General features: G+C 49.8%; 17 protein-coding genes. 9 read left to right on the top strand and 8 right to left on the bottom strand.

Features of this window, described 5'->3' with window-relative positions; translation table 11 throughout:
• Window positions 1-50: 50 nt before the first annotated feature.
• Complete coding sequence (locus AC55FS_RS19425; RefSeq protein ID WP_496933949.1) at window positions 51-1,685, bottom strand: methyl-accepting chemotaxis protein; 1,635 nt, start codon at window positions 1,683-1,685, stop codon at window positions 51-53.
• A 114-nt stretch (window positions 1,686-1,799) separates the two neighbouring features.
• Here AC55FS_RS19425 and AC55FS_RS19420 point away from each other — a divergent pair, with 114 nt between their 5' ends.
• Genes AC55FS_RS19420 through rlmB form a run of 3 tightly spaced genes read left to right on the top strand, consistent with a single transcriptional unit; the run spans window position 1,800 to window position 5,449 of the window.
• Window positions 1,800-2,171, top strand: coding sequence for a gamma-butyrobetaine hydroxylase family protein (locus AC55FS_RS19420; protein ID WP_496933948.1), 372 nt, complete (start codon window positions 1,800-1,802; stop codon window positions 2,169-2,171).
• 23 nt (window positions 2,172-2,194) lie between these two features.
• Window positions 2,195-4,699 carry a ribonuclease R gene (rnr, locus tag AC55FS_RS19415; RefSeq protein WP_496933947.1) on the top strand — a complete coding sequence of 835 codons (2,505 nt, stop codon included), beginning with the start codon at window positions 2,195-2,197 and terminating at the stop codon, window positions 4,697-4,699.
• Window positions 4,700-4,711: 12 nt separating this feature from the next.
• Entirely contained in the window at window positions 4,712-5,449 is a 738-nt protein-coding gene (gene rlmB, locus AC55FS_RS19410; protein WP_496933946.1) for a 23S rRNA (guanosine(2251)-2'-O)-methyltransferase RlmB, read from the top strand.
• A gap of 46 nt (window positions 5,450-5,495) precedes the next feature.
• On the opposite strand, the gene AC55FS_RS19405 is transcribed toward rlmB, so the two are convergent.
• Complete coding sequence (locus AC55FS_RS19405; protein WP_496933945.1) at window positions 5,496-6,809, bottom strand: acetyl-CoA hydrolase/transferase family protein; 1,314 nt, start codon at window positions 6,807-6,809, stop codon at window positions 5,496-5,498.
• A 234-nt stretch (window positions 6,810-7,043) separates the two neighbouring features.
• Here AC55FS_RS19405 and AC55FS_RS19400 point away from each other — a divergent pair, with 234 nt between their 5' ends.
• A complete protein-coding gene (locus tag AC55FS_RS19400; RefSeq protein ID WP_496933944.1) occupies window positions 7,044-8,156 on the top strand; it encodes a mechanosensitive ion channel family protein in 1,113 nt (370 codons plus the stop codon).
• On the opposite strand, the gene AC55FS_RS19395 is transcribed toward AC55FS_RS19400, so the two are convergent.
• Entirely contained in the window at window positions 8,083-9,039 is a 957-nt protein-coding gene (locus tag AC55FS_RS19395) for a LysR family transcriptional regulator (RefSeq protein WP_496933943.1), read from the bottom strand. The two genes, AC55FS_RS19400 and AC55FS_RS19395, sit on opposite strands and share 74 nt — an antisense overlap.
• 121 nt (window positions 9,040-9,160) lie before the next feature.
• Here AC55FS_RS19395 and AC55FS_RS19390 point away from each other — a divergent pair, with 121 nt between their 5' ends.
• The 3 genes from AC55FS_RS19390 (at window position 9,161) to AC55FS_RS19380 (ending at window position 13,307) form a co-directional block, all read left to right on the top strand.
• Window positions 9,161-10,582, top strand: coding sequence for an acetyl-CoA carboxylase biotin carboxylase subunit (locus AC55FS_RS19390; RefSeq protein WP_496933942.1), 1,422 nt, complete (start codon window positions 9,161-9,163; stop codon window positions 10,580-10,582).
• 11 nt (window positions 10,583-10,593) lie between these two features.
• Window positions 10,594-12,402, top strand: coding sequence for a sodium-extruding oxaloacetate decarboxylase subunit alpha (gene oadA, locus AC55FS_RS19385; RefSeq protein ID WP_496933941.1), 1,809 nt, complete (start codon window positions 10,594-10,596; stop codon window positions 12,400-12,402).
• Window positions 12,403-12,626: 224 nt separating this feature from the next.
• A complete protein-coding gene (locus AC55FS_RS19380) occupies window positions 12,627-13,307 on the top strand; it encodes a carbonic anhydrase (protein ID WP_496933940.1) in 681 nt (226 codons plus the stop codon).
• Window positions 13,308-13,309: 2 nt separating this feature from the next.
• Here the strand turns inward: AC55FS_RS19380 and AC55FS_RS19375 are convergent, their stop codons facing one another.
• The 3 genes from AC55FS_RS19375 to AC55FS_RS19365 all read right to left on the bottom strand — a co-directional run bounded on the left by AC55FS_RS19375 (window position 13,310) and on the right by AC55FS_RS19365 (window position 17,542).
• Window positions 13,310-13,783 carry a GNAT family N-acetyltransferase gene (locus AC55FS_RS19375; protein ID WP_496933939.1) on the bottom strand — a complete coding sequence of 158 codons (474 nt, stop codon included), beginning with the start codon at window positions 13,781-13,783 and terminating at the stop codon, window positions 13,310-13,312.
• Window positions 13,784-15,551: 1,768 nt separating this feature from the next.
• Entirely contained in the window at window positions 15,552-16,724 is a 1,173-nt protein-coding gene (locus tag AC55FS_RS19370) for a kynureninase (RefSeq protein ID WP_496933938.1), read from the bottom strand.
• A 41-nt stretch (window positions 16,725-16,765) separates the two neighbouring features.
• A complete protein-coding gene (locus AC55FS_RS19365; RefSeq protein ID WP_496933937.1) occupies window positions 16,766-17,542 on the bottom strand; it encodes a tryptophan 2,3-dioxygenase in 777 nt (258 codons plus the stop codon).
• Between the two features lie 271 nt (window positions 17,543-17,813).
• On the opposite strand from AC55FS_RS19365, the gene AC55FS_RS19360 reads away from it, so the two are divergent.
• Both AC55FS_RS19360 and AC55FS_RS19355 read left to right on the top strand, forming a co-directional pair.
• A complete protein-coding gene (locus AC55FS_RS19360) occupies window positions 17,814-18,248 on the top strand; it encodes a GNAT family N-acetyltransferase (RefSeq protein ID WP_496933936.1) in 435 nt (144 codons plus the stop codon).
• Between the two features lie 487 nt (window positions 18,249-18,735).
• Entirely contained in the window at window positions 18,736-19,308 is a 573-nt protein-coding gene (locus tag AC55FS_RS19355) for a VOC family protein (protein WP_496933935.1), read from the top strand.
• Window positions 19,309-19,466: 158 nt separating this feature from the next.
• Here the strand turns inward: AC55FS_RS19355 and AC55FS_RS19350 are convergent, their stop codons facing one another.
• The gene (locus AC55FS_RS19350; protein WP_496933934.1) at window positions 19,467-20,399 is read right to left on the bottom strand and encodes a hypothetical protein; all 933 of its coding nucleotides are present in this window, start codon (window positions 20,397-20,399) and stop codon (window positions 19,467-19,469) included.
• Window positions 20,400-20,596: 197 nt separating this feature from the next.
• On the bottom strand, window positions 20,597-22,201 hold the full coding sequence (rtcR, locus tag AC55FS_RS19345) for an RNA repair transcriptional activator RtcR (protein ID WP_496933933.1): 1,605 nt from the start codon (window positions 22,199-22,201) through the stop codon (window positions 20,597-20,599).
• Between the last annotated feature and the right edge of the window lie 3 nt (window positions 22,202-22,204).

The following is a 22,204-nucleotide window of genomic DNA, read 5'->3' as shown; positions in this document are numbered from 1 at the left end:
TTCTGCCCCCTGCCCGGGGGCAATCACTTCGTTCTGACTGAACGTTAAGATTAAATGGTAAAGCGCTTCAGCAGCTGACTGAGCGTTTGACTTTGTTGCGCCAGGGTTTCAGAACTCTGCCCCGAGCGAGCCATATGCTCGGCAATATGGCCCGATGAATCGGCGATGGTTGCCAGGTTCTGGGTGATTTCTGCGGCGACACTGCTTTGCTGTTCCACCGCACTGGCGATATTAATGTTCATTTCCATAATGGTGCTGACGGCATCAGTAATGCTGCGAATTCGCTCCGCCGCTTGCTCCGCCAGCTCAGCCGTTTCACTGGAGGTGCTGGCATTGTCACTCATGGCGCTAACGGCCGTTGCAGCTTGCTGTTGCAGCCGGCCAATCATATCGTCGATTTCTTCGGTGGAGGCCTGAGTTCTTGACGCCAGTGTTCGCACTTCATCGGCTACCACGGCAAATCCACGTCCCTGCTCACCGGCGCGGGCGGCTTCAATGGCGGCATTCAGGGCCAGTAGGTTGGTTTGCTCGGCAATGCCACGAATCACGCTTAATACCGAACCAATAGACTCAGTTTCGCTGCGCAGACCATCCACCACTTGTTGTGATTGATTGATGCTGCTGGCCAGCTGGTCAATACGCTCTTTGGTTTGCATAACCGTGTGTACCCCGGCTTTGGCATTATCATCGGCTTGGCGGGCAGCATCGGCTGCTTGTTCGGCATTCTGTGCAACACCGCTGATGGTTTGCGTCATTTCGGTTGCGCCAGTTGCGGCTTGCTCACTTTGCAGCCGTTGCTCTTCGGTTAACGCGCGGGTATCGCTGCTGCTGCTGGTAATATGACGACTGCAGTCTTCAACCTGCTGGGTCGCCTGCTGAATACTGTTCATGACCTGTTGCAGTTGTTCCATAAAGCGGTTAAAGGATTGAGCTATGTGGGTAATTTCATCGTTGCCAAGGCCAGGCAAACGGTGGGTTAGGTCGGCATCGCGGCTGGCCAGGTTGGTCATCGCCTCGTCCAGAGTTGATAACGGCCCGCAAATACTGCGAATAATCAACAACAGCAAAATCACCGCAGCTAGCAACAATAGGCCCGTCATAAGCAACTGATGCTGCATATCACTGGCAAACTGCTGCTGGATATTGTCCATATAAATGCCAGTGCCTATGATCCAATCCCAAGGCGAAAAGTGTTTCACATAGCTGAGCTTATCGACTGGCTCATCACTGCCTTTTTTAGGCCATTGGTACTCCACCAGTCCGCCCTCGGTTGCGGACTTGGCGACTTTGACGATTTCACGATAGAGGAACAAGCCATTGGGATCTTTTACCTGGCCAACGTTTTGTCCCTCTAGGGTAGGTTTTACGCCATGCATGACCACCACGGGCTTGGAGTCGTTAATCCAAAAGTAGCCATCCTTGCCATACAGCAGCTTGCGCACGGCCTCTTTGGCCCGCTGTTGCGCTTCATCTTTACTCATCCCTTGCTGCTGTAAACTATGAAAATGGTTGACTTGGCTGTAGGCTGCCTGCACCAATTGCTGCAACGCCAATTGCTTTTGCTTCACAATCACGCCATGTTCTGTTCGTAACATCTCAATCGTCAGTATGATCAAGGCCAACGCTGTGACGGCCATCATCAGCCATAAGCGGTTTTGAATACTGATCCGACGCAAGGACTTCATAGGTAGACCTCTGAAATAGTACACTGGCAAGGCAAGAACTGATTTCTGCCCCGAGTGGGGTAGGCGAGCTTGCTGACTCAGTTTAGACCAACCCTTGCGAGGGATAGGAAGCATATGATTCCAGCCAAGATTACCGTGCAGAAAAACAGCCGAACCCTACAGCTGGGCTATGCTGATGGCGATTACCAGCTCAGCTTCGAGTTATTACGGGTATTGTCTCCATCGGCTGAGGTGCGCGGTCATGGCACCGGTAACGGCGTATTGCAATATGGCAAAAAAGACGTGACCTTGCTGCGTATCGAACCAGCCGGCAACTATGCCCTAAAACTGGTATTTGATGATGGCCATGATTCTGGCTTGTATGACTGGAACTATTTACGCCACTTGTGCCTGAACCAGGACGAGCTTTGGCAAGATTACCTGCAGCAGTTGCAAGCTGCAGGCAAGGAGCGCAGCTCCAACGTGATTCAATTTAAAGCGCTATAAAGCGCGACTACAGGAGTGTCCGATTGACGGATTCCAAACACGGAAATTTTACCGATCCTAATGCCGCCGCCGAGGCGGAAAAATACGATAACCCAGTAGCCAGCCGAGAAGCCTTGCTGGCCTTGCTGGAGCGCAGTGACCGGCCAATGAGCCACGCCGATGTGTGTGAGGCACTGCAGGAAACCGACGAAGAGCGCATTGAAGCGCTGCGTCGCCGCTTGATTGCCATGTCCCGCGATGGGCAGCTGATCAGCAATCGTCGCAATCAGTTTATGCCGATGAACAAAGCCAACTTGGTACAGGGCCTGGTCATGGGACACCGTGACGGCTATGGCTTTGTCTTGCGTGACGGTGCCGATGATGTGTATTTGTCTAATCGACAAATGGGCAAGGTGTTTCATGGCGACCGTGTCGCTGTGCAGATTCTAGGTCACGATCGTCGTGGCCGGCCAGAAGGCAAAATTGTTGAAGTACTGGAACGCAATACCTTACAGGTCGTTGGACGTTACTTTGATCAAAGCGGTGTTGGCGTCGTTCAACCCGACAATAAACGCGTGAGCCATGAAGTCCTGGTGCCGCCCCATGCTCGTCAGGGTGCCAGTCACGGCCAGTTTGTGGTGGTGCAGATTACCGAACAGCCAAAACCTGGCGGTTTGCCGATGGGTGAGGTCATCGAAGTCTTAGGTGATCACCTAGCACCAGGTATGGAAATTGACGTCGCCATTCGCAGCCACAATATTCCCAGCGAATGGCCTGAGGCGGTTAGCCATGAAGCTAAGCGTTTGCCTGATCAGGTGGCCGGCGCCGATAAAGAGCAACGTATTGATTTACGCCATTTGCCGTTTGTCACTATTGACGGTGAAGACGCCAAAGATTTTGACGACGCTGTGTATTGCGAGGTCAATAAAAAAACCGGTGGCTGGCGTTTGTATGTCGCCATTGCCGACGTATCCCATTATGTACGTTGTGACAGTGCACTCGACCGTGAAGCGCATTTACGCGGCAACTCAGTGTATTTCCCTGAGTTTGTTGTGCCCATGCTGCCGGAAAAGTTATCCAACGGTTTGTGCTCGCTAAACCCTGAAGTCGATCGCCTAGTGATGGTGTGTGAAATCACCATTTCTAAAAACGGTCGTTTATCGGGCTATAAATTCATGGAAGGCGTGATTCACAGCCATGCGCGGCTGACCTATAACAAGGTCTGGCAAATGCTACAGCGGCCGTTAACTGAAGACGGCAAAGCCTGGCGCAAGCACTATCGTGCTTTGGTTCCGCATATTGAAAATCTGTATAGCCTGTTTAAGTTACTGCGAGATATGCGCGAGCAACGCGGGGCGATGGATTTTGACTCGGTGGAAACCCGCATTGTGTTTGATGCCGAGCGCAAGATTCAGCAAATCGTGCCGACCAGTCGCAATGATGCTCATATGCTGATTGAAGAGTGCATGTTGGCGGCCAACGTCTGTGCCGCCGACTTTTTCCAGCGCTATGACTTGCCCGCCTTGTATCGTGTGCATAAAGGGCCAAGCGAAGAAAAACTGGAAAATCTGCATGCCTTTTTAGGTGAGCTAGGTTTATCGATGCCCCACGGTAAAGACCCGTCGCCGAAAGACTATCAGGCGCTGTTACAGCAAATTCAGCAACGCCCCGATTCGCATTTGATTCAGACGGTCATGCTGCGCTCGCTTAGTCAGGCGCAATACGATCCGGAAAACGAAGGCCATTTTGGCTTGGCGTTTAAGGCTTATACCCACTTTACGTCGCCCATTCGTCGTTATCCCGACTTGCTGGTGCACCGAGGTATTCGCCATATCATTCGCTCCGATAAAGAATGCCGCCATGTAAGACGTGTGGCCGATGCTAAAGCGATCGCCCGCAAGCAGATTTACCCATATGACCTGGCTGCCATGGTGCAATTGGGTGAGCACTGCTCGATGACCGAGCGCCGTGCCGACGATGCCACTCGTGATGTGGTCGACTTCCTCAAATGTGAATACATACGTGAGCATATTGGCGAGGAATTTGAAGGTGTTATTTCGGCAGTGACCGGCTTTGGTTTGTTTGTTGAACTCAAAGACGTGTATGTCGAAGGTTTAGTGCACGTTAGCTCGTTGCAAAACGATTATTACCAGTTTGATCCGGTCAAACATCGTTTAACCGGTGAACGCACCCGGCGCAGTTTCCGCCTTGGTGATAGCGTTTGGGTTCGGGTAGTGGCTGTTAATTTGGATGATCGCAAAGTCGACTTTGAATTGACAACAGCGCCACAAAACAAAGGTCGCCAAAATCTGGATATGCCAACGCCACCGCGCATGCCAAGAAGGCGCCAGCAAGGACAAGCCACGGCTGAAGCCTTAACCCCAGGGCGGAAAAAAGCAACGGCGACGAAAGACGACGACAAGTCGAAGAAAAAAACCAAAAAGAAGCCCAGCAAACGGCAAAAGCTGAACGCTAAAAAATCCACTGATAAAACCGCTGGTAAAAAACCGGGCAAGAAAAAGTCCGCTAAAAAAGCCAAGAAAAAGTAGAGTAGTGACAACATGAAGTTAGAAGCGGTTTATGGTTTGCATGCCGTAACCACCTTGCTGCAACGCTCGGCCTCTCAAGTGTCCGAGCTTTGGGTGCAAAAAGGTCGAGTCGATCAGCGCATGCAGCGTGTGCTGGAACTGGCACAAGAGCAGGGTATTGAAATCCGCGAAGCCGACAAAGGCTTGATGAACCAAAAAGCTGACGGCAATCATCAGGGCATTATCGCTTTTCGCCAGCCTTTGCATGGCCATAGTGAAAAGCAGTTGCCGGAGTTGCTCGACGCTATTGAAGGCAATGCTTTTATTTTGATTCTGGATGGCGTTACCGATCCTCATAATCTTGGTGCTTGCCTTCGTACTGCCGATGCCGCCGGTGTTGATCTGGTGATTGCACCAAAAGATAAATCGGCACCGCTGAATGCTACTGTGGCTAAAGTGGCGTGCGGCGCGGCGGAAGTGGTGCCTTATGTGCAGGTGACCAACTTGGCGCGCACCATGAAAGATTTGCAAGAGCGCGGCATCTGGATTGGCGGCACCGCCGGTGAAGCGCAAACCACGCTATATCAGCAGGACTTATCCGGCCCTCTGGCGCTGGTCATGGGAGCGGAAGGGGCAGGTATGCGCCGCTTAACCCGTGAGCATTGCGATTTTCTGATCAATATCCCCATGGCGGGAGAGGTCAGTTCGGTCAACGTCTCTGTGGCTACCGGCATTTGCTTATTTGAAGCCGTGCGCCAGCGTCGCAGCTGACCGAAAAAAAGCCAATCAGCACAGCCTTCTGCTGTGCTGTTTTAGGCTACAGCAAGTCCATGGCTCTGGCCTGCTCATACAAGGTATCGCGAAAGGCCGGATGAGCAATGCTAATCAGCGCCTTAGCTCGTTGCGGTATCGATAACCCTTTTAAATTGACGCAGCCATATTCTGTCACCACAAAATGGGTATCCATGCGGGTATCGGTTACCGCGCCGCCTTGCAGGCTGGGTACGATACGGCTGATGCTACCGCCTTTGGCGGTGGAGTTGAGGGCAATAAAAGAGCGCCCACCTTTTGAGCGAAATGCACCACGCACAAAATCCAGCTGCCCACCCGTGCCAGAGAAGGTGTGGCCACCGAGTTGCTCGGCATTAATTTGCCCGGTTAAATCCACTTCGATGGCAGCGTTGACCGACACCATATTGTGATTTTTTTGAATAATCATTGGATTATTCACCCACGACGCCGGATAACCAACAATGGATGGGTTGTCGTCCATAAAGTCGTACATGGCCTGATCGCCCAGCGCCAGCGTGAACACATGTTTATGCTGCATCCATTTTTTACGCCGGCCGTTTAATACGCCTTTGTTAATCAGCTCGACCATGGCTGGGCTAAACAACTCCGAATGCAGCCCCATATCCTTGTGCTGATGCAACATACCGAGCACCGAGTTAGGCACTCCACCGACGCCCATCTGCAAGGTATCGCCGTCATCAATTCGCTCGGTAATCAACCGGGCGATGGCTAGGTCGGTATCGCTGGCGGTATGCGGCTGAATTTCAACCAGCGGTGTGTGATGCTCGACGATGGCATCGATTTCCGAGATATGTACCGAGCATTCGCCAAAGGTGCGCGGCATATGGCGATTAACTTCTACCACCACGGTGTTGGCTTTGCGGATCACGCTGGCGCCATAGTCGGCATTGGTACCAAGGCTAAAGTAGCCGTGTTTATCCATTGGCGAGACGGTAACCATAAAACAATCTGGCTCGATGAATTCGGTCAGCAGGCGGCCAACCTCGTGAAACGATGAGGGTACAAACTCCATCATCGAGCGGCGGCTGAGCTTGCTCAGAGCCTGGCGGTCATGGCCGCTCATAAACAGTGGTCGTGGACAGACCTTGTCGGCCAGCTCTGGTACCAGCAAGCTATCCGTCAGCGCTTGGGTGCCATGCATATAGTAGAGCTGCAGATGGCTCAGTTGCTCGGCGCGCAAAGCGTCGGCTACGCCAGCCATAAGGGCGGGCGGCATAGCGACACTCATGCCGAGAATCAGGTTATTGCCAGACTGCAAACAGCCTGCGGCTTGCTGCGCTGTGGTGAGCTTTTGCTGATAAAGACCTTCAATGTCCATAACGGGTCGACCTGGTAACAATGACGTTTGCGAACCATAGCAGTCTGGCTTGAAACTTCGATGACAGCGGGCAAGATTTGACTGCAAAGCGGGGCCGATTGCATTGATGTCATAACAGCGTCGACATTGTCACTCTGATCACCAGCGGAATTGTGTCCTATGGCACAAGCATTGCCATTGCTGAAGGCGCGGTGCACAGCAATAATGGGCCCGAATTTGAATAAGGAGTCGCACGTGGATTGGTGGCAGGATTTACTCAATCAGAACTATGACTGGTTTTGGGATGTAGGCATCGCCTTGACCCTGACCTTGGTACTGGCCTTTGCTTGGCGGGTCGTGCGTCGTCAGATGCTGGTGCTGGCGGCCAAAACACGCAATCGCTGGGACGACGTGGTGGTGGAATCCATCGGTGTACCGATCAATTGGGCCATTATAGCCATTGGCGCGACTTGGACGGCAGACATCAGCGCGCGTCATTTTTCCTCTGAAATCGTCACCAGCATTCCCATTGTGCGCCAGTTATCGCTGCTGATCTTGGTTGCCTGGGCTATTTGGCGCTTGATTAACCGTATAGAAAGCCGGCAATTGGATAACGGTGCCGATCCAACCACAGTACTGATGGTCGGCAAGGTGGCCAAGCTGGCGGTGGCGTTTTTAATTGTGTTGCCGGTATTTCAGATGCTGGGCATCTCCATCTCTGGCATCCTGGCCTTTGGTGGTGTCGGTGGCTTGGTGGTGGGTATGGCGGCCAAGGATCTGCTGGCTAACTTCTTTGGCTCCATCATCATCTATATGGATCGTCCGTTTAAAGTCGGCGATTGGGTGCGCTCGCCTGATCGCAGTATTGAAGGCACGGTAGAGCACATAGGTTTTCGTGTGACTCGCATTCGTACCTTTGATAAGCGACCGTTATACGTTCCCAATTCGGTGTTTACCAATATCGTGGTGGAAAACCCCTCGCGCATGTTGAATCGCCGTATTTATGAAACCATCGGTGTGCGCTACCAGGATGCTCGCAAGGTACAGCCCATCATTGATGATGTGCGCCAGATGCTGGAGCAGCATGCCGATATCGATCAGGATTGTACCATCATTGTGAACTTCAATAGTTTTGGTGCTTCCAGTCTGGATTTCTTTATTTACACCTTTACCAAAACCACCGCCTGGGTCGAATATCACGGCATCAAGCAGGATGTGTTGTTAAAGGTGATGGAGATTATTCACGCCCACGGTGCCGATTGCGCCTTCCCAACCCGAACCTTGCACCTGGAATCTATGCCGGAGGCTCTGCCAGGGCTGCAAAGTAGTGTTCAATCGTCGCCAACTGCGACTGCACAAACTCAATAAAGGCACGGCTGAGCGGGCTGGGCTGCTTGGCTTGGGGATACACCAAACACCAAGAGCGACGCAGGGGGAAGTCATCGACGGCCACCTGCTGCAACAAGCCCAGCCGCAACTCGGCCAAAATGCCCATTTGGGGCAATATCGCCACCCCCATACCGGCCATAACGGCATGTTTCACGGCATCGTTGGAACCCAACTCCATCACCGCCTGCAAACTGATGCGCTGCTGCTGGCAGTGCTGCTCCAACGCCAGACGCGTGCCTGAGCCGGGCTCACGCAGCAGCAGTGGATACTGCATAAACTGCTTCAGCGTCACGGTTCCTGCTCTTGTCAGTGGGTGTTGGGCTGGTGCCACGGCCAGCAGTTGGTTGTCGAGAAACGGCAACGAGGTCAGTGGTCTTTCGCTTGGCACCAATCCCATAATGACGATGTCATCGCGGTTGTCAGCCAGTCGTTCTAAGGCTTGCTGGCGGTTGACCACATCAACACGGGCCTGAATTGCAGGATGCTGTTGCAAAAATAACTGCAGCAGATGCGGCACCACATACTGAGCGGTGCTAACTGCCGCAATGCGTAAATCACCGGCTAACTGTCCCTTCAGTGCATGCAACGCAGCTTGCATGGTTGTTAACTGCTCAAAGATCTGAGTGATATGGCTAGCGACCACCTCACCTGCGGGAGTGCAGTACAAACGCCGGCCGACGTATTCAAACAGCGTATGCTCTAGCGCCTGCTCTAATTGTCGAATTTGGGCGCTGACCGCTGGCTGAGTGAGCCCCAGCATGGCTGCGGCTTTGCTATAGCCTCCTTGCTCATACACCGCCTTAAATACTTGCAGTTGGCGCAGGCTTAAGCGACTGATGAGCTTTTGCACAGATAATGGCATGAAGGTGTGATTCCTTATTCATCTATAAGTCTTAGCTTATGGATGATCAAAAAAATATCAATTATGGCTGATGGTTTGCCTGGGCTAGGCTGAGGTCACGTTCCGCATTGGAGGCGCAACCGTGTCCCAGTTAAAGAAAGTATTGATTGCCAACCGCGGCGAAATAGCCGTGCGCATCGTACGCGCTTGTGCCGAGATGGGCATTCGCTCGGTCGCCATTTACACCGAACCTGATCGCTACGCATTGCATGTTAAACGTGCCGACGAAGCTCATTCATTGGGTGAAGATCCCATCGCAGGTTACCTGGACCCTGCAGCCATTGTGAATTTGGCGGCGCAAACCGGCTGCGATGCAATTCATCCGGGTTATGGTTTTTTGTCGGAGAATGCGCGCTTTGCGTATTTGTGTGAGCAAAAGGGCATTAAATTTATTGGCCCTAAATCGTCCGTTATCGAGCGCATGGGCGATAAAACAGCCGCGCGCGATAGCATGCGAGCAGCGGGGGTGCCGGTGACTCCAGGCTCTGATGGCAATGTGGCTTCTGTTGCAGAGGCGAAAGACGTCGCGGCACAGATTGGCTATCCGGTAATGATTAAGGCCACATCGGGTGGCGGCGGTCGCGGTATTCGTCGGGTGGATAACGAAAAAGAGTTGGAGCAGCAGTTTCCACGGGTTATTTCTGAAGCCACCAAGGCCTTTGGCAGCGCCGACGTATTTTTAGAAAAATGCATCATTAACCCGCGCCATATCGAAGTGCAGATACTCGCCGATAGCCAGGGCAGTGTGGTGCATCTGTACGAACGTGATTGCTCCATTCAGCGGCGTAATCAAAAGCTCATTGAAATTGCCCCCAGTCCACAATTAACCCCAGAGCAGCGCGACTATATTGGTGGTTTGGCAGTGAAGGCGGCGGAAGCCGTTGGTTACGAAAATGCCGGTACGGTGGAGTTTTTGCTGACGGGCAACGAAGTGTATTTCATGGAAATGAATACCCGTGTGCAGGTGGAGCACACCATTACCGAGCAAATTACCGGTGTTGATATTGTGCGTGAACAGCTGCGCATTGCTGCAGGTCTGCCGCTTAGTTATCGCCAGCAAGACATTCAGTATCGCGGTTATGCTCTGCAATTTCGCATTAATGCCGAAGATCCTCAAAATGATTTTTTGCCCAGTTTTGGTCGCATTTCTCACTACTACGCCCCCGGTGGACCTGGCGTACGGGTGGATACAGCGATTTATACTGGCTATGAAATTCCACCCTATTACGACTCCATGTGTTTAAAACTGGTGGTGTGGGCGCTGACCTGGGAAGAAGCCGTCGCCCGCGGTGAAAGGGCGTTGGATGATATGCGTTTGCAAGGTATTCGCACTACCGCGCCGTATTATCGCCAGATATTGGCAGACAGCGATTTTCGTAGTGGCCAGTTTGATACCAGTTTTGTTCCTAGCCATCCCGAACTATTGAAATATTCCAATAAACGTCAACCCGGTGATATCGCACTGGCCATTGCCGCAGCGGTCGCGGCTCACGCCGGTTGGTAATCAGGAGAGAGATGATGAGTGTGAATAACAAACCGATTGAAGTCACAGATTTAATTTTGCGTGACGCGCATCAGTCACTGATTGCCACCCGCATGCGCACGGAAGATATGCTGCCAATATGCGAAAAGCTTGATCGTGTTGGTTACTGGTCCTTGGAGGCTTGGGGCGGCGCTACCTTTGATGCTTGTGTGCGTTTTTTAAAGGAAGATCCGTGGCAGCGCTTGCGTCAATTGCGTGCGGCACTACCAAATACGCGTTTGCAAATGTTATTGCGCGGCCAAAACTTATTGGGCTATCGCCATTATGCTGACGATGTGGTGAAAGCCTTTGTGCAAAAATCGGCCGAAAACGGCATTGATGTATTTCGGGTGTTTGATGCACTGAATGACCTGCGTAATCTTGAAGTGGCTATGCAGGCCGTGAAAGATTCCGGTAAACATGCCCAGGGCACCATTTGCTACACCACCAGCCCAGTGCATAACACCCAAATGTACATTCAGCAGGCCAAAGACCTGCGTGATATGGGCGCCGATTCCATTGCCATTAAAGACATGGCCGGTCTGTTAACGCCGTTTGCCTCCTATGACATTGTTAAAGCCATTAAAGGCGCGGTCGATTTGCCCCTGGTGATTCACAGTCATGCCACCGCAGGTTTGGGCGGCTTATGCCAGATGAAAGCAGTGGAAGCCGGAGCTGATCGAATTGATACCGCTATTTCTTCCTTTGCTGGCGGTACCAGTCATGCTTCTACGGAATCTTTGGTCGCGGCGTTTCGCGATACGCCCTTTGATACCGGTTTGGATTTACAGCTGTTAAGCGAGATTGCCGACTATTTTCGTGAAGTACGCAAAAAATATCAGCAGTTTGAAAGTGAATTCACCCGCGAAGATGTCTCGGTACAGATTAATCAGGTGCCGGGCGGAATGATGTCGAACTTGGCCAATCAATTAAAAGAGCAAAATGCTCTTGATCGCATTCGCGAAGTGTTTGACGAGATTCCACGGGTGCGCCAAGACCTAGGTTATCCGCCGCTGGTAACACCGACCTCACAAATCGTTGGTACACAGGCGGTATACAATGTGCTCTCTGGTGAGCGCTATAAAACCATTACCAATGAGGTAAAACGCTATCTGAAAGGCGGCTATGGCAAACCGCCGGCTGAGGTAGATAAAGCGCTGCAGAAAAAAGCCATTGGCAATGAACCCTATTCCGATGCTCGCCCGGCCGACGCCCTCAGCCCCGAACTGGATAAACTGCGCGCCGAAATCGGCAGCTTGGCCAGCTGTGAAGAGGATGTCTTAACCTTTGCCATGTTCCCGGATTTAGGCCGGGAATTTTTGCAACAGCGTGCTGATGGCACTTTGCAACCTGAGCCGCTGGAGCCTGCAGTGACGACTGGTAGCCGTCCGGTGGATGCCATATCGACCGAGTTTTTGGTGGATGTGCATGGCGAGCAGTATGAAATTGCCATCACCGGTGCCGGCACCACCCAAAGCGGTAAACGCAAACTGTATTTGTCGCTGGACGGCATGCCCGAAGAGGTCGTGGTCGAATCGTTGAATGAATACGTGGCCGAAGGTAATAGTGGTCGTAAACGGGCCTCTGAGCCTGGCCATGTGACGGCAGCCATGCCGGGCAATATCGTTGATGTATTGGTGGCAGTGGGCGATAGCGTCAGTGCTGGTCAGGCGGTATTGATTACCGAAGCGATGAAAATGGAAACCGAAGTGCACGCCAATATCGACGGCAAGGTAGCGGCTGTGTATGTCGACAAAGGCGATCGGGTCACGCCCGGCGAAGTCTTGATCGAGATCGTTTAACGCCTTTGTTTAGCTCGGTGCGTCGCTGGCCAACGAGGCTAGCGCCGAACCCTGGACCTTGTAACAACGGCTGATATGAGTGCCGCTGACCCCTCGCAAAGGGTGGCAAACCGGAACTGGCCAGCAGCTGTGAATAAATGTCATAGCTGTTGGTCAGTTTAGCGTTGGGGCCTACACTGTTTTTCACGTATTCTGCACAGATTGCCAAATAAGAGGACAGTGATTTGGAACGGGTTATTCGCGGTGTTATGCACTTTCGCAGTGATGTCTATCCGCAAAATAAAGATCTATTTGGCTCCTTGGCATCGGGTCAAAATCCGAATGTGCTGTTTATTACCTGCTCAGACTCGCGCATTGACCCCAATTTGCTGACAGGTTCAGCGCCCGGGCGTTTATTTATTTGCCGCAATGCGGGCAATATCATCCCGCCGCACAGCAATGAGACCGGTGGTATGACCGCCTCCATTGAATACGCAGTGGCAGTATTAGGGGTGCAGCACATCATTATTTGCGGCCATACCGATTGCGGTGCGGTCAAAGGTGCGTTGGACATGGCCTCGGTAGAAGGTTTGCCCCATGTTAAAGAATGGTTAAGCCACACACGCTCAGCGATGGAAATTGTGCGTGAGCGTCATCAGCTGCCCGCGGGTCATCGCATCGACGATTGCCATTTAGACGAAGCCATCGAAGAAAATGTGCTGCAGCAGGTGCAACATATCAAAACCCATCCGATTGTTGCCGCCAAATTGGCGACACAAAAAGTGCATTTGCATGGCTGGGTATATCATATTGACTCAGGTGAAATTCGCTGCTGCGGCCATAACAGCAGCGATTTTCAAAGCTTTGATGAATATTACGCCGAAGCCCTTAAGCAGCTTGCCGAAGAAGATCAGAAGTCGGAGTGATATCACTCCGGCTCTAACACCATTTGTATAAATGATGGCTTAAAGCCCATTTTTTCATAGGCGCGAATAGCGGCGGCATTGTCAGCGTATACGTCCAGGCAAAATTCACGAATGCCGCGTGTGCGAGCCCATTCAATCAACTGCTGCATCAGCTGTTGATTGATGCCTTGTCCACGCATGGATTCAACCACGTACATAAAACCCAGGTAGCCCTGTTGCTGATGGCGCATGGCCGGCTTGGCCGGATCAATGCGCACATAACCGCAGGCGACTATCTGTTGCTGTGTACTTTCGTGCTGCTCGCACACCATAAGATGGCTATTGTCGCCACTGATGAGTGCTGGCAAGTCGTAATAATAAACATCGCTGTCTTTAATTTGCCGATTAAACGGGCGCTCAGCGTCGATAATGGCCTGTTCCAATGCCAGCAGTGTTGGCAAATCGTCTAGGGTCGCGGGGCGGAATGTTAACTTCATAACAGCTCTATGGTGGTATGGATGGCGTTAGCCTAATGCTAAAAGGGCCATGGAGTGAAGTGTGGGCCTGGAATGCACTGGTGCGGTGGTGTGGTGAATATGTTTTTTTAGGTCGGTGGGTTACGTTCGTTTTAGTACCAAGACCCTGATTCGCCGCGCTGCGCAGGGGCTTATCAGTTAAGGGGTGACCGCACCCCTTAACAATCCCGCTCTCGGCCAACAAGGCGTTTCCCGGCGCTATTTTTGCCAGCGGGTTGCACGCAAACAGGGCGAGTCCTGCGCCCCGTTTGCTGAATCAGCGTCCTTGCTGATTCGCCTGGCCGGCAGCAAATATCACCGGCGCCTTGTTAGGCCGACTGGGCGTAGTTTGTAATGTGGTTTTTAAGGGGAGTATCGACGCCGCTCGATGGGGGCTTGTGGTTGTTATGACTATTTTTCTGTGGGAGCCTCCATCGCTAAGTCTGGTGGGTGCTACAACCGTTGAAAGCAGGGTGTGACACCGAGCTATAGCCAATGAAGTGCACGCGAACCAATTTAACGGCATCCTCTTCACCTAGCAGTATATCTTCTAGGTGGACTGAAGCTTGCCACGCTTTCCCGGCTGGCTTGCCTGTATTTCATCGTGGTGTTAGCGTAAACCCTCAGAGTGCGGAGGGTCTTTGAACGCCATAATTTTAACAATGGCATGTTGGAAGAAGCCCGATTTTCATAGCTAATGAGATGGGATTGGGGCTCGCTGAAGCCAACACAAAAATTAAAATGTAATGTTGAACCCTCATGTTAAGAATACGAAATATACTGCCAGTATTGAAAAGCGAAGAAGATGTCGTCCTTGCTTCTTTTGTAATCCTGCTGGAGTCTGATAAAGGTGTGCAGCAATTTTGGGCTGAGGCTCGTAAGTGCCGAACGCAGAGGCCCAAATAGACTGGTCGGATGATCTAAGTGCCTTACTTTCGGAATTTCTTTTGGTGGATCAGGCATGCAACTATATTAATCACGCGATTTTTGGCACATTCTTAGGAGAGGAAGTTGAGTATCCTATCAACCTCGCTGTGGCCACTTAACAAGGTACCGCAATCGACTCTATCTCGCCTGGATGGCTTACGCTCCGTACCAGCTGCCCAAGCCTTGGTAATATGTACTCAGAGAATAATCAGCAATGATCGTAAAAAATGCGTTTAAACCTCCTGTTGTTCTAAGTTTGTATAGCAATTTAACTTTCTTCATATTTTCAATACTGAGCTTGGTGCTAGGTTGGAATTTCGGTGCGATAATCGGCGTTAGTTGTGGATTTTTTGGGCTTCTTTTGCTTATGCTTTCAATTAAGAAAGACCACATAAGGCAAGGGGTAAAATTAAAGGACTACACTAGGCAGTTGAGCCAAAATTTTCATTGTCTTGAATGCGATAGCCATTTAGGCGAGCACCTTGAGCATGGTAGAGTTGAAGGTACTCCAATCTTATATCATTGTAAGAAATGTGAGATTATTTGGTTTACTGGTAAACATTACGACAGTACATAACAAGTTAATCGAAAGGACGCAAAACGTTTGACTTGTTCGCCTTTGTCGCAAATTCTAGCCAAGAATTTTTTAGCTTATTAGTAAGACGTTAGGGGAGAAGGTTGCCCTTGAAAAGCAAGCAACGTCTATTGCTGGAGTGTAGGTGCATGATGTTGTTTCTCCTCCGTTTAACGGATATCGAAGTTAAACTGGCAAGTTTGTCGGTTTTATTTGGTTAGTATACCGCCATGTCGACTTTCGGTACGCTTAACTGACAATACGATGCAAGGCCTCTACGGCTTGCGACAACTGCTGTGCGCTAACATAAGGCGCTGGGCCTAGCCGTAGACTGTCACCGCGACTGTCGGTCCAAATGTTTTTTGTGCGCAGTTGCTCCACCCATTGAGCGGCATTGGGTGTATTTATCACTAAAAACCCGCCGAGGTTTTCCAAAGGCTCGTGCGGCAATCTTATTGAGTCTGGCCAGTGATAATTGGTTAATTGTTCACGTAAGTAGGTTAATTGACCAAGGTTGATGGCGCGCAAAGTGTCTGTGTCGAGTTTTTGCTCATCAAAGAACTGCCATACCTTTGCCGCACGGTAGTGGCTGGTGGGGTCGTAGGTTGAGCCTTCAAACGCCCACCGCCCGGAGCCGTAAGCAACTGTGCCTTGAGGCGATTGATTCAGTGTTGCAAACTCGGCATACCATCCGGTAACCAGCGGCCGCCAATCACATTGAGCAGGAACTCGAAGAAAGCAATTGCCTTCACCCAGTTGACAGTATTTGTAACCACCACCAACGACGAAGGTGTCGTTGTGCAGCGTGTCGACGAATGTAAAAGGGATGACATTCACCAGGTGATAAGCGTCCAGCAGTAGCGGTAGCTGGGCCGTTGCACACTGCTGTGATAAGGTATTTAAGTGCGGAACTTGCTGGCCGGTTTTAAATAACACCATTGAACATAGAATCGCAGCGGTGTTTGACGATCGAGCCTGCCATAGGCGTTCTGCTAAGGTGGCGACAGGTTCAGTAGGTACACACACAACATGAATTTGGGTTTCATTTAAACGCGCTAATAAACGCCGCAGTGAGTGAAACTCACCATCGGTGGTGATCAATTCTGGCCGCTCTAATAATGGCAGTGCAGATAACCAGCGCACCAGCAGCTCTTGTGTATTTTGGCCCAGCACATAGTCGCCACCGACATCCCCTAAGCGTTGCGCAAACCCTTGCCTAACCAGTTCTGCCTGAGTGAAGGCAAGCTCCCACTTATCGTCAACATGTGCGGCGGCATCCTGCCAAGCTTGCATTTGACCTTGCAGTGCTACATCTGGCCAGGCCTGATGAGAATGCCCAGTCAGTAGTATGCGATCTTGCACCGAAAATTGCTGATAATGCGGTTGCAACCGAGCCACGGCTGCGTGCCAATCAAAGGTCATAAAGCCATCTCTGTGTCGTTAATTATCTGGCCAGCAAAAAGTCAAAACTGCGACCGAACCGCCCATAAATCAGGGAATATCGGCTGAAATAGGGTGCTTTGCAGATAGCCGACCCCCTCACTACCACCGGTACCCATTTTGCTGCCTATGGTTCGGCGCACCATTTGTACGTGCCGGTAGCGCCATTCTTGCAGGCCTTCATCGAGGTCGACCAACAGTTCTAACACCATTGCCAGCTCGGGTACGCTTTGGTACACCTCGAGCAATACCGCCTGTACCTGCTGGCTGCTTGATGTAGCTTGATCGTTCACTTCCAGCAGATCCGCCGGGATCGTGAATCCTCGTTGGGCTAGCAACATCAAAATGTGCTGCCAAACGCTCGGTTGTTGCAGGCGAGTGCTCAATAATTGCCAGCCACTGCTGCCTTCTGGCTGGTGATCGAGCGGGGCACGACGTTTAAAGCCCAGCACAAACTCTAAGGCTCGGAACTGATAGCTCTGAAAACCGCTAGAGCTGGCCAAGAATGATCGAAAACTGGCGAACTCCAGTGGCGTCATGGTTTCCAGGATGTCGACCTGACCCACTAAGGTTTTAAGAATCTTTAAACACCGTTTTAGAGTTTTTGCAGCCAGTGTCGTATCGCCTTGATCAATACGACGGTTAAACTCATCGATCTCATGCAACAACTGCTTAAACCAAAGCTCGTACGTTTGGTGTATCACAATAAACAGCATCTCATCGTGTTCAGTGGGCTCAGATTCAGGCGCTTGTAGGGCTAATAACTCGTCGATTTTCAGATAAGAGGTATAGGTCAGCATGGTTATTGTTCTTGTTTGTCGTGTTAGCAGCATAGTACCGTGTTTGGTTACCATTTCGAGTCTTTTGACTTGATTTTTTGTATGTCACGAGATAGTGCTTAATTCCTTCTACTTAGAAGTGGTTGTGTAAGCAACATATCTGTATAAAGATGAGAAGGGGCTGGGAGGTAGAACGTCGATTGGTACTGAGTTACGACTTGGTGTTTGTCAGTTAATTAATTACATGTAGTAAAGAGTCATACTGAAAACTTTAGTTATTTAGGGAACTTCGTTGGATATTATTGAAAGATATTATCGTGAATCTGATAGGGAATGGTTATGGGATCTATATGAAAGCTCTCTAAAGCCCTATATCGAAGAGCAATGGGGGTGGGATGAGGATTATCAAACGAATGGTTTTTTTAATAAGCTCCCAATCAATCAGTTCAAAATTGTATCCCTAGGTGGTAGCGATGTGGCAGCCTATCTTCTTCTGGAAGAAATTGACCATGTTTACGTTAAGATGATGCTTGTTGCTGAAGGCTTTCGAAATATTGGAGTTGGTCGTCATCTTATGTCAAATATCTGTGCGAATGCTGCCGATCTTGGCTTGCCTGTAAGATTGAGCGTGATCAATTGTAATCCAGCAATATCCTTGTATAAACGGTTAGGTTTTGTTGCCACGTCGGTAGATGATGGCAGTACCTATATGTCATATGGAGAATGATGCTCTCACAAGTTATCGGACTCCAGCATCGACTGCTTGGAAACACAAGTAATGAAGTACTGTCAGCCAGTAAAGCCCAGAATCTAGCAAACGAATTAAAGGCTAAATAGCTTGGTTTAATGTTGATTCAGGTCTTGGACTGTTGAGGCCTTGCTGTTCCATCAAGTAACTGTGAATGACTCTTGTTAAAGTCACATGGCAAAAAAGTAAACAACATCCATATGATCAGTTTGCTTCACGGTACTCGGAAAGTCAGCTAAAGCCAATCGTTTAACTTGACTGTGTTTATATACAGTAGTATTTTGAGCGATAAGGCTGCTAACTTTTCTGGCAGATTGCAAAGGCTGCAGTGCCTGATTGGTGGGGCAGTACCTCTATCATCTAGTCGGCATCGTTACGGTCTTATTGGCCAGATTATGAGCAGGCTTCACTGAAGGCTCTCCTATAAAACAGGCAGGCTCTGTAATCATCCATTCGGCATCACGATATGATACTCAATCTTGACCACATTGCTTTACTCTCATCCAATTTGTCGTCTGTGATAGCGACGTTGCCATCATGGATTCGTCTTGATGAACCAGAGCGACATCCATCTGAAGGCACTTTAGAGCAGTATGCTCATCTACCCGGTGAACATGCTCCTTCACTATTGATCCTCGAGCCCATCAGCGACGGGCCATATAGCAGAGCAATGGCTAAGCGCGGGTCTGGACTTCACCACTTTGGCTTTGTAACTGACGCCCTTGATGATGCTATTGATTACTTTGCATCACACGGCCTTCTGCTTCACCCGATATCACGTTATACATACACAAAAAATGTTGCCTGGATGTGTCGCCCAGGTGTGCCGTTCCAGATAGAAATCTATACCCTGCCAGAGGTGACTCAAGCAAAGGGCAAAGCCATTCGTATGGAGATCCCATGCCAAGCAGATGGAGATCTATCTTTAGTTGATTGGCTTCCAGGTATAGACATTTATATGACCCAGGCTTCTGAGGTTACCGTTTCGCTGGATGACATGCATCTCACCATCAACCTAGCTACTGAACAAGGCGCTTAACTAGGCACCTTTGGGTCCAGTTAGCTTAAGGATAAGTTGTGTTTTTCATAACTGCTTATCCTGATGGATGATAAGCAGTTAAAAAGTTTTATCTACAGCCTCTTCTCTAGCTAAGAAATCATGAACACCGACAAAGTTGCGATGTTCATGGTCTGTCGCTAGTACGAGAATGACTCTCCTAGAGAAGTTGTTAGAGAGTTGAATCCAGATCCTTTGAACTTGTTTTTATACTGGGTTATAAGACCATTCATTGCTCTTTCTGCAGTATACCTGTTTGTGTACTCAACCACTGGATTGTTAATGCTACGAATGTTATCAATGACTAAGTAAGTATAACTTGGGAATCTGCAGCTGCTCATGGTTTCACTTGTGCTGCTTATCAACGAGACAGGGTTGTTGCCGTGGCAATGCTTCTGTTCAAAAACCCTGATTCTTGATTTAATATAGCTATCCGTTTCAGAGCCGACTGATACTAGCTGGTTCTTCATGCTGGATTGAACATGATTGATGTAATCTATATTTCCACTCAGGTCGCCATTTTTAACTTTTTCAGCAAGAACAGCGACTCGTAAGGAAACAGCTAGTGAATATGTTTGTACTAGCTTCGTTCTATACTCTTTGTAGTAAGAGTTATTGAATAGTTCGTGATTGACAAGCCGAGTGGATACCAAGTTTAGGGTGTCTTGCTTTCTTCGCTTTTCTGAATTATTTAGATTGTCGAAACTCGCTCGGTAGTCAGCTAGCAAGTCCTTTAATGTATTAAGATCGCTTTTGTACTCTGCAATCTTGTTTTTAGTCGAATCGTCTCTAACGATATTTCTAATCTCGTCTAGAGATTTCTTGCTTAGGTTGACTTCGCTATTGAGTTTGGAGTTTCCACCACCAAATAACGCATCTGAGAACACTGACTTTAGTTTTCCTTTTATGGCAGACTTTGCCGCATCGATTACTAGTGTTGTGACAAAGGCCGAAACTGCCTGCGGCTGTTCCAGCTTGATATGATTCTTTTCTTCATTGTCGACCGATTGTGCAATTGAATAAGGCGACAGTAAGGCAGCAGCAATGAAAATTGGCAGTGTTTTTTTAATCATTTGATAGATCCGTTATCAGTGAATAGGTAGGTGGTATTCTGTTTCCTAAGAATAATATTATCAATAGTTAAAGCTTGACGGATGCCCTTATTTGTTTCTTTTGTCTAGCAATTAAGTGCTAGCATTCTTGTTGATATCTTGGAGTCTGTATTGGCTGATAAACTGCAAATACATAGAATTTTCTACTATTGGTGCGGTTAATCGGTTTTGGTAATAACACTAAAGCTTAATCCATATTTGTTTAGATAGGTCTTGATTCTGTGGGAATCATTAGCCGATGACTTTTTCTGGCGACTGGCGTTAAATAACTTTCGGCCTGCCTCGGCCATGGTTTGGCATTGCCGACATACCGAAATTACATTGCTCAGTTGCAGCTGTTCAAACAAATCCAGCGACTGCAGCTGCTCTGCGCTGAGTATGTCACTCAAGTCAACATTTGAAGGTGAAGCGTTGGATGTGTTATGCCAGCGCTGTTGCAGTCGTTCGATCTCGGTATTGACTATATTTTCATCAATGGTGCCGTGATGGTTTAGGGTGGCCATACGTACCACGCTGGCGTTAAGATCACGAAAGTTAGCGGCCCAGCTGGCTTGCTCGCTTAGGGCGAATTTCATATATCGTCGTTTGGCTCGGGCATTAAAACGAATCACTTTATGCTGAGTCTGATTGAATTTATGCAGTTCAAAGTCGAGGTTGGCCTCAATATCTTGGCGGCGTTCTGCTAGGCCGGGCAGTGTCCACTGCCATAAATTAATACGGGCAAGTAAATCTTCACGAAAGCGGCCAGCGGCGACTTCTTGTTGCAAGTTTTTGTTCGTGCCGGCAATTAGCTGAAACTGACTGACTACTTCTTGATCACTGCCTAATGGGTAAAAGCTATGCGTTTCGATGGCATGCAGCAACATGGCTTGCTCATCAATACCTAGTTCACCAATTTCATCTAAAAACAAAATGCCATTATCGGCCTGGCGCAAAAAACCACTGCGATCGTTGGCGGCACCAGTAAAAGCACCACGTTTGTGGCCAAATAGCGCTGACATGGCACCATCCCCGACTAGGGTAGCGCAGTTAACGGCAACAAAGCTGCCGCTAGTTAGTTCGTTGTGCACTCTAAGCTCATAAATCTTACGTGCCAAGTGGGTTTTACCAGCACCGGTTGGGCCATTGAGCAAAATGGGAGCATCGGAGAGCTGAGCTACCTGCTCAATTTCAGCAATCATGGCATTAAAGGCGGAGTTACGAGTGTTAATGCCTTCCTTCAGAAAGTCCTGTGCGGCCTGGGCCTGTTCACGAAAGCGCTGTGCTAGCAGATCGTACTTACCCAGCTCCAGGTCAATGATTTGAATGCGCCCCAGTGCTTTGTCTTCATGCTCCGGTGCTGGTGAGGTTTGAACCAATCGGGCAGGGAAGAGGCGTGCTTCGGCCAATAAAAACAGGCAGATTTGGTGAATGTGCGTGCCTGTAGTGATATGAAGGAAATAATCTTCCTTATCGCTATTAAAACGGTAATGTTGGGCAAACTGCTGTAGCCAGCGATAGCTTTCAGCTAAGTCCCAGGGGTCTGCAATAGGGGCCTCAATCAGGACTACGTCGGTTTCGGGCGACACCTGCTTGATATCTTCTTCTGTTCGCTGTGCCATGCGCTGATAGTCAGGCGGATAAAAGAGCTCTAGCCTGTGAACCGGAAAGTCTGTCTGCTTGACCAATCCTAAGGTCGGGCGCCACAGTTGCCAGCGTTTACTGCCGCGACCTTTGCCATCTTTAACCACCCCCAGGGTACCAATCACCACATTGCGCTTCATATT

The organism is Bacterioplanes sp. CLAM21 (assembly GCF_059641015.1).
This window is presented reverse-complemented; position numbering and strand designations above follow the sequence as displayed.

Coding starts and splice junctions, on each gene's coding strand:
- AC55FS_RS19425 (WP_496933949.1), bottom strand. CDS start 1,685: ATGAAGTCCTTGCGTCGGATCAGTATTCAAAACCGCTTATGGCTGATG.
- AC55FS_RS19420 (WP_496933948.1), top strand. CDS start 1,800: ATGATTCCAGCCAAGATTACCGTGCAGAAAAACAGCCGAACCCTACAG.
- rlmB (WP_496933946.1), top strand. CDS start 4,712: ATGAAGTTAGAAGCGGTTTATGGTTTGCATGCCGTAACCACCTTGCTG.
- AC55FS_RS19405 (WP_496933945.1), bottom strand. CDS start 6,809: ATGGACATTGAAGGTCTTTATCAGCAAAAGCTCACCACAGCGCAGCAA.
- AC55FS_RS19395 (WP_496933943.1), bottom strand. CDS start 9,039: ATGCCATTATCTGTGCAAAAGCTCATCAGTCGCTTAAGCCTGCGCCAA.
- oadA (WP_496933941.1), top strand. CDS start 10,594: ATGATGAGTGTGAATAACAAACCGATTGAAGTCACAGATTTAATTTTG.
- AC55FS_RS19375 (WP_496933939.1), bottom strand. CDS start 13,783: ATGAAGTTAACATTCCGCCCCGCGACCCTAGACGATTTGCCAACACTG.
- AC55FS_RS19370 (WP_496933938.1), bottom strand. CDS start 16,724: ATGACCTTTGATTGGCACGCAGCCGTGGCTCGGTTGCAACCGCATTAT.
- AC55FS_RS19365 (WP_496933937.1), bottom strand. CDS start 17,542: ATGCTGACCTATACCTCTTATCTGAAAATCGACGAGTTATTAGCCCTA.
- AC55FS_RS19355 (WP_496933935.1), top strand. CDS start 18,736: ATGATACTCAATCTTGACCACATTGCTTTACTCTCATCCAATTTGTCG.
- AC55FS_RS19350 (WP_496933934.1), bottom strand. CDS start 20,399: ATGATTAAAAAAACACTGCCAATTTTCATTGCTGCTGCCTTACTGTCG.
- rtcR (WP_496933933.1), bottom strand. CDS start 22,201: ATGAAGCGCAATGTGGTGATTGGTACCCTGGGGGTGGTTAAAGATGGC.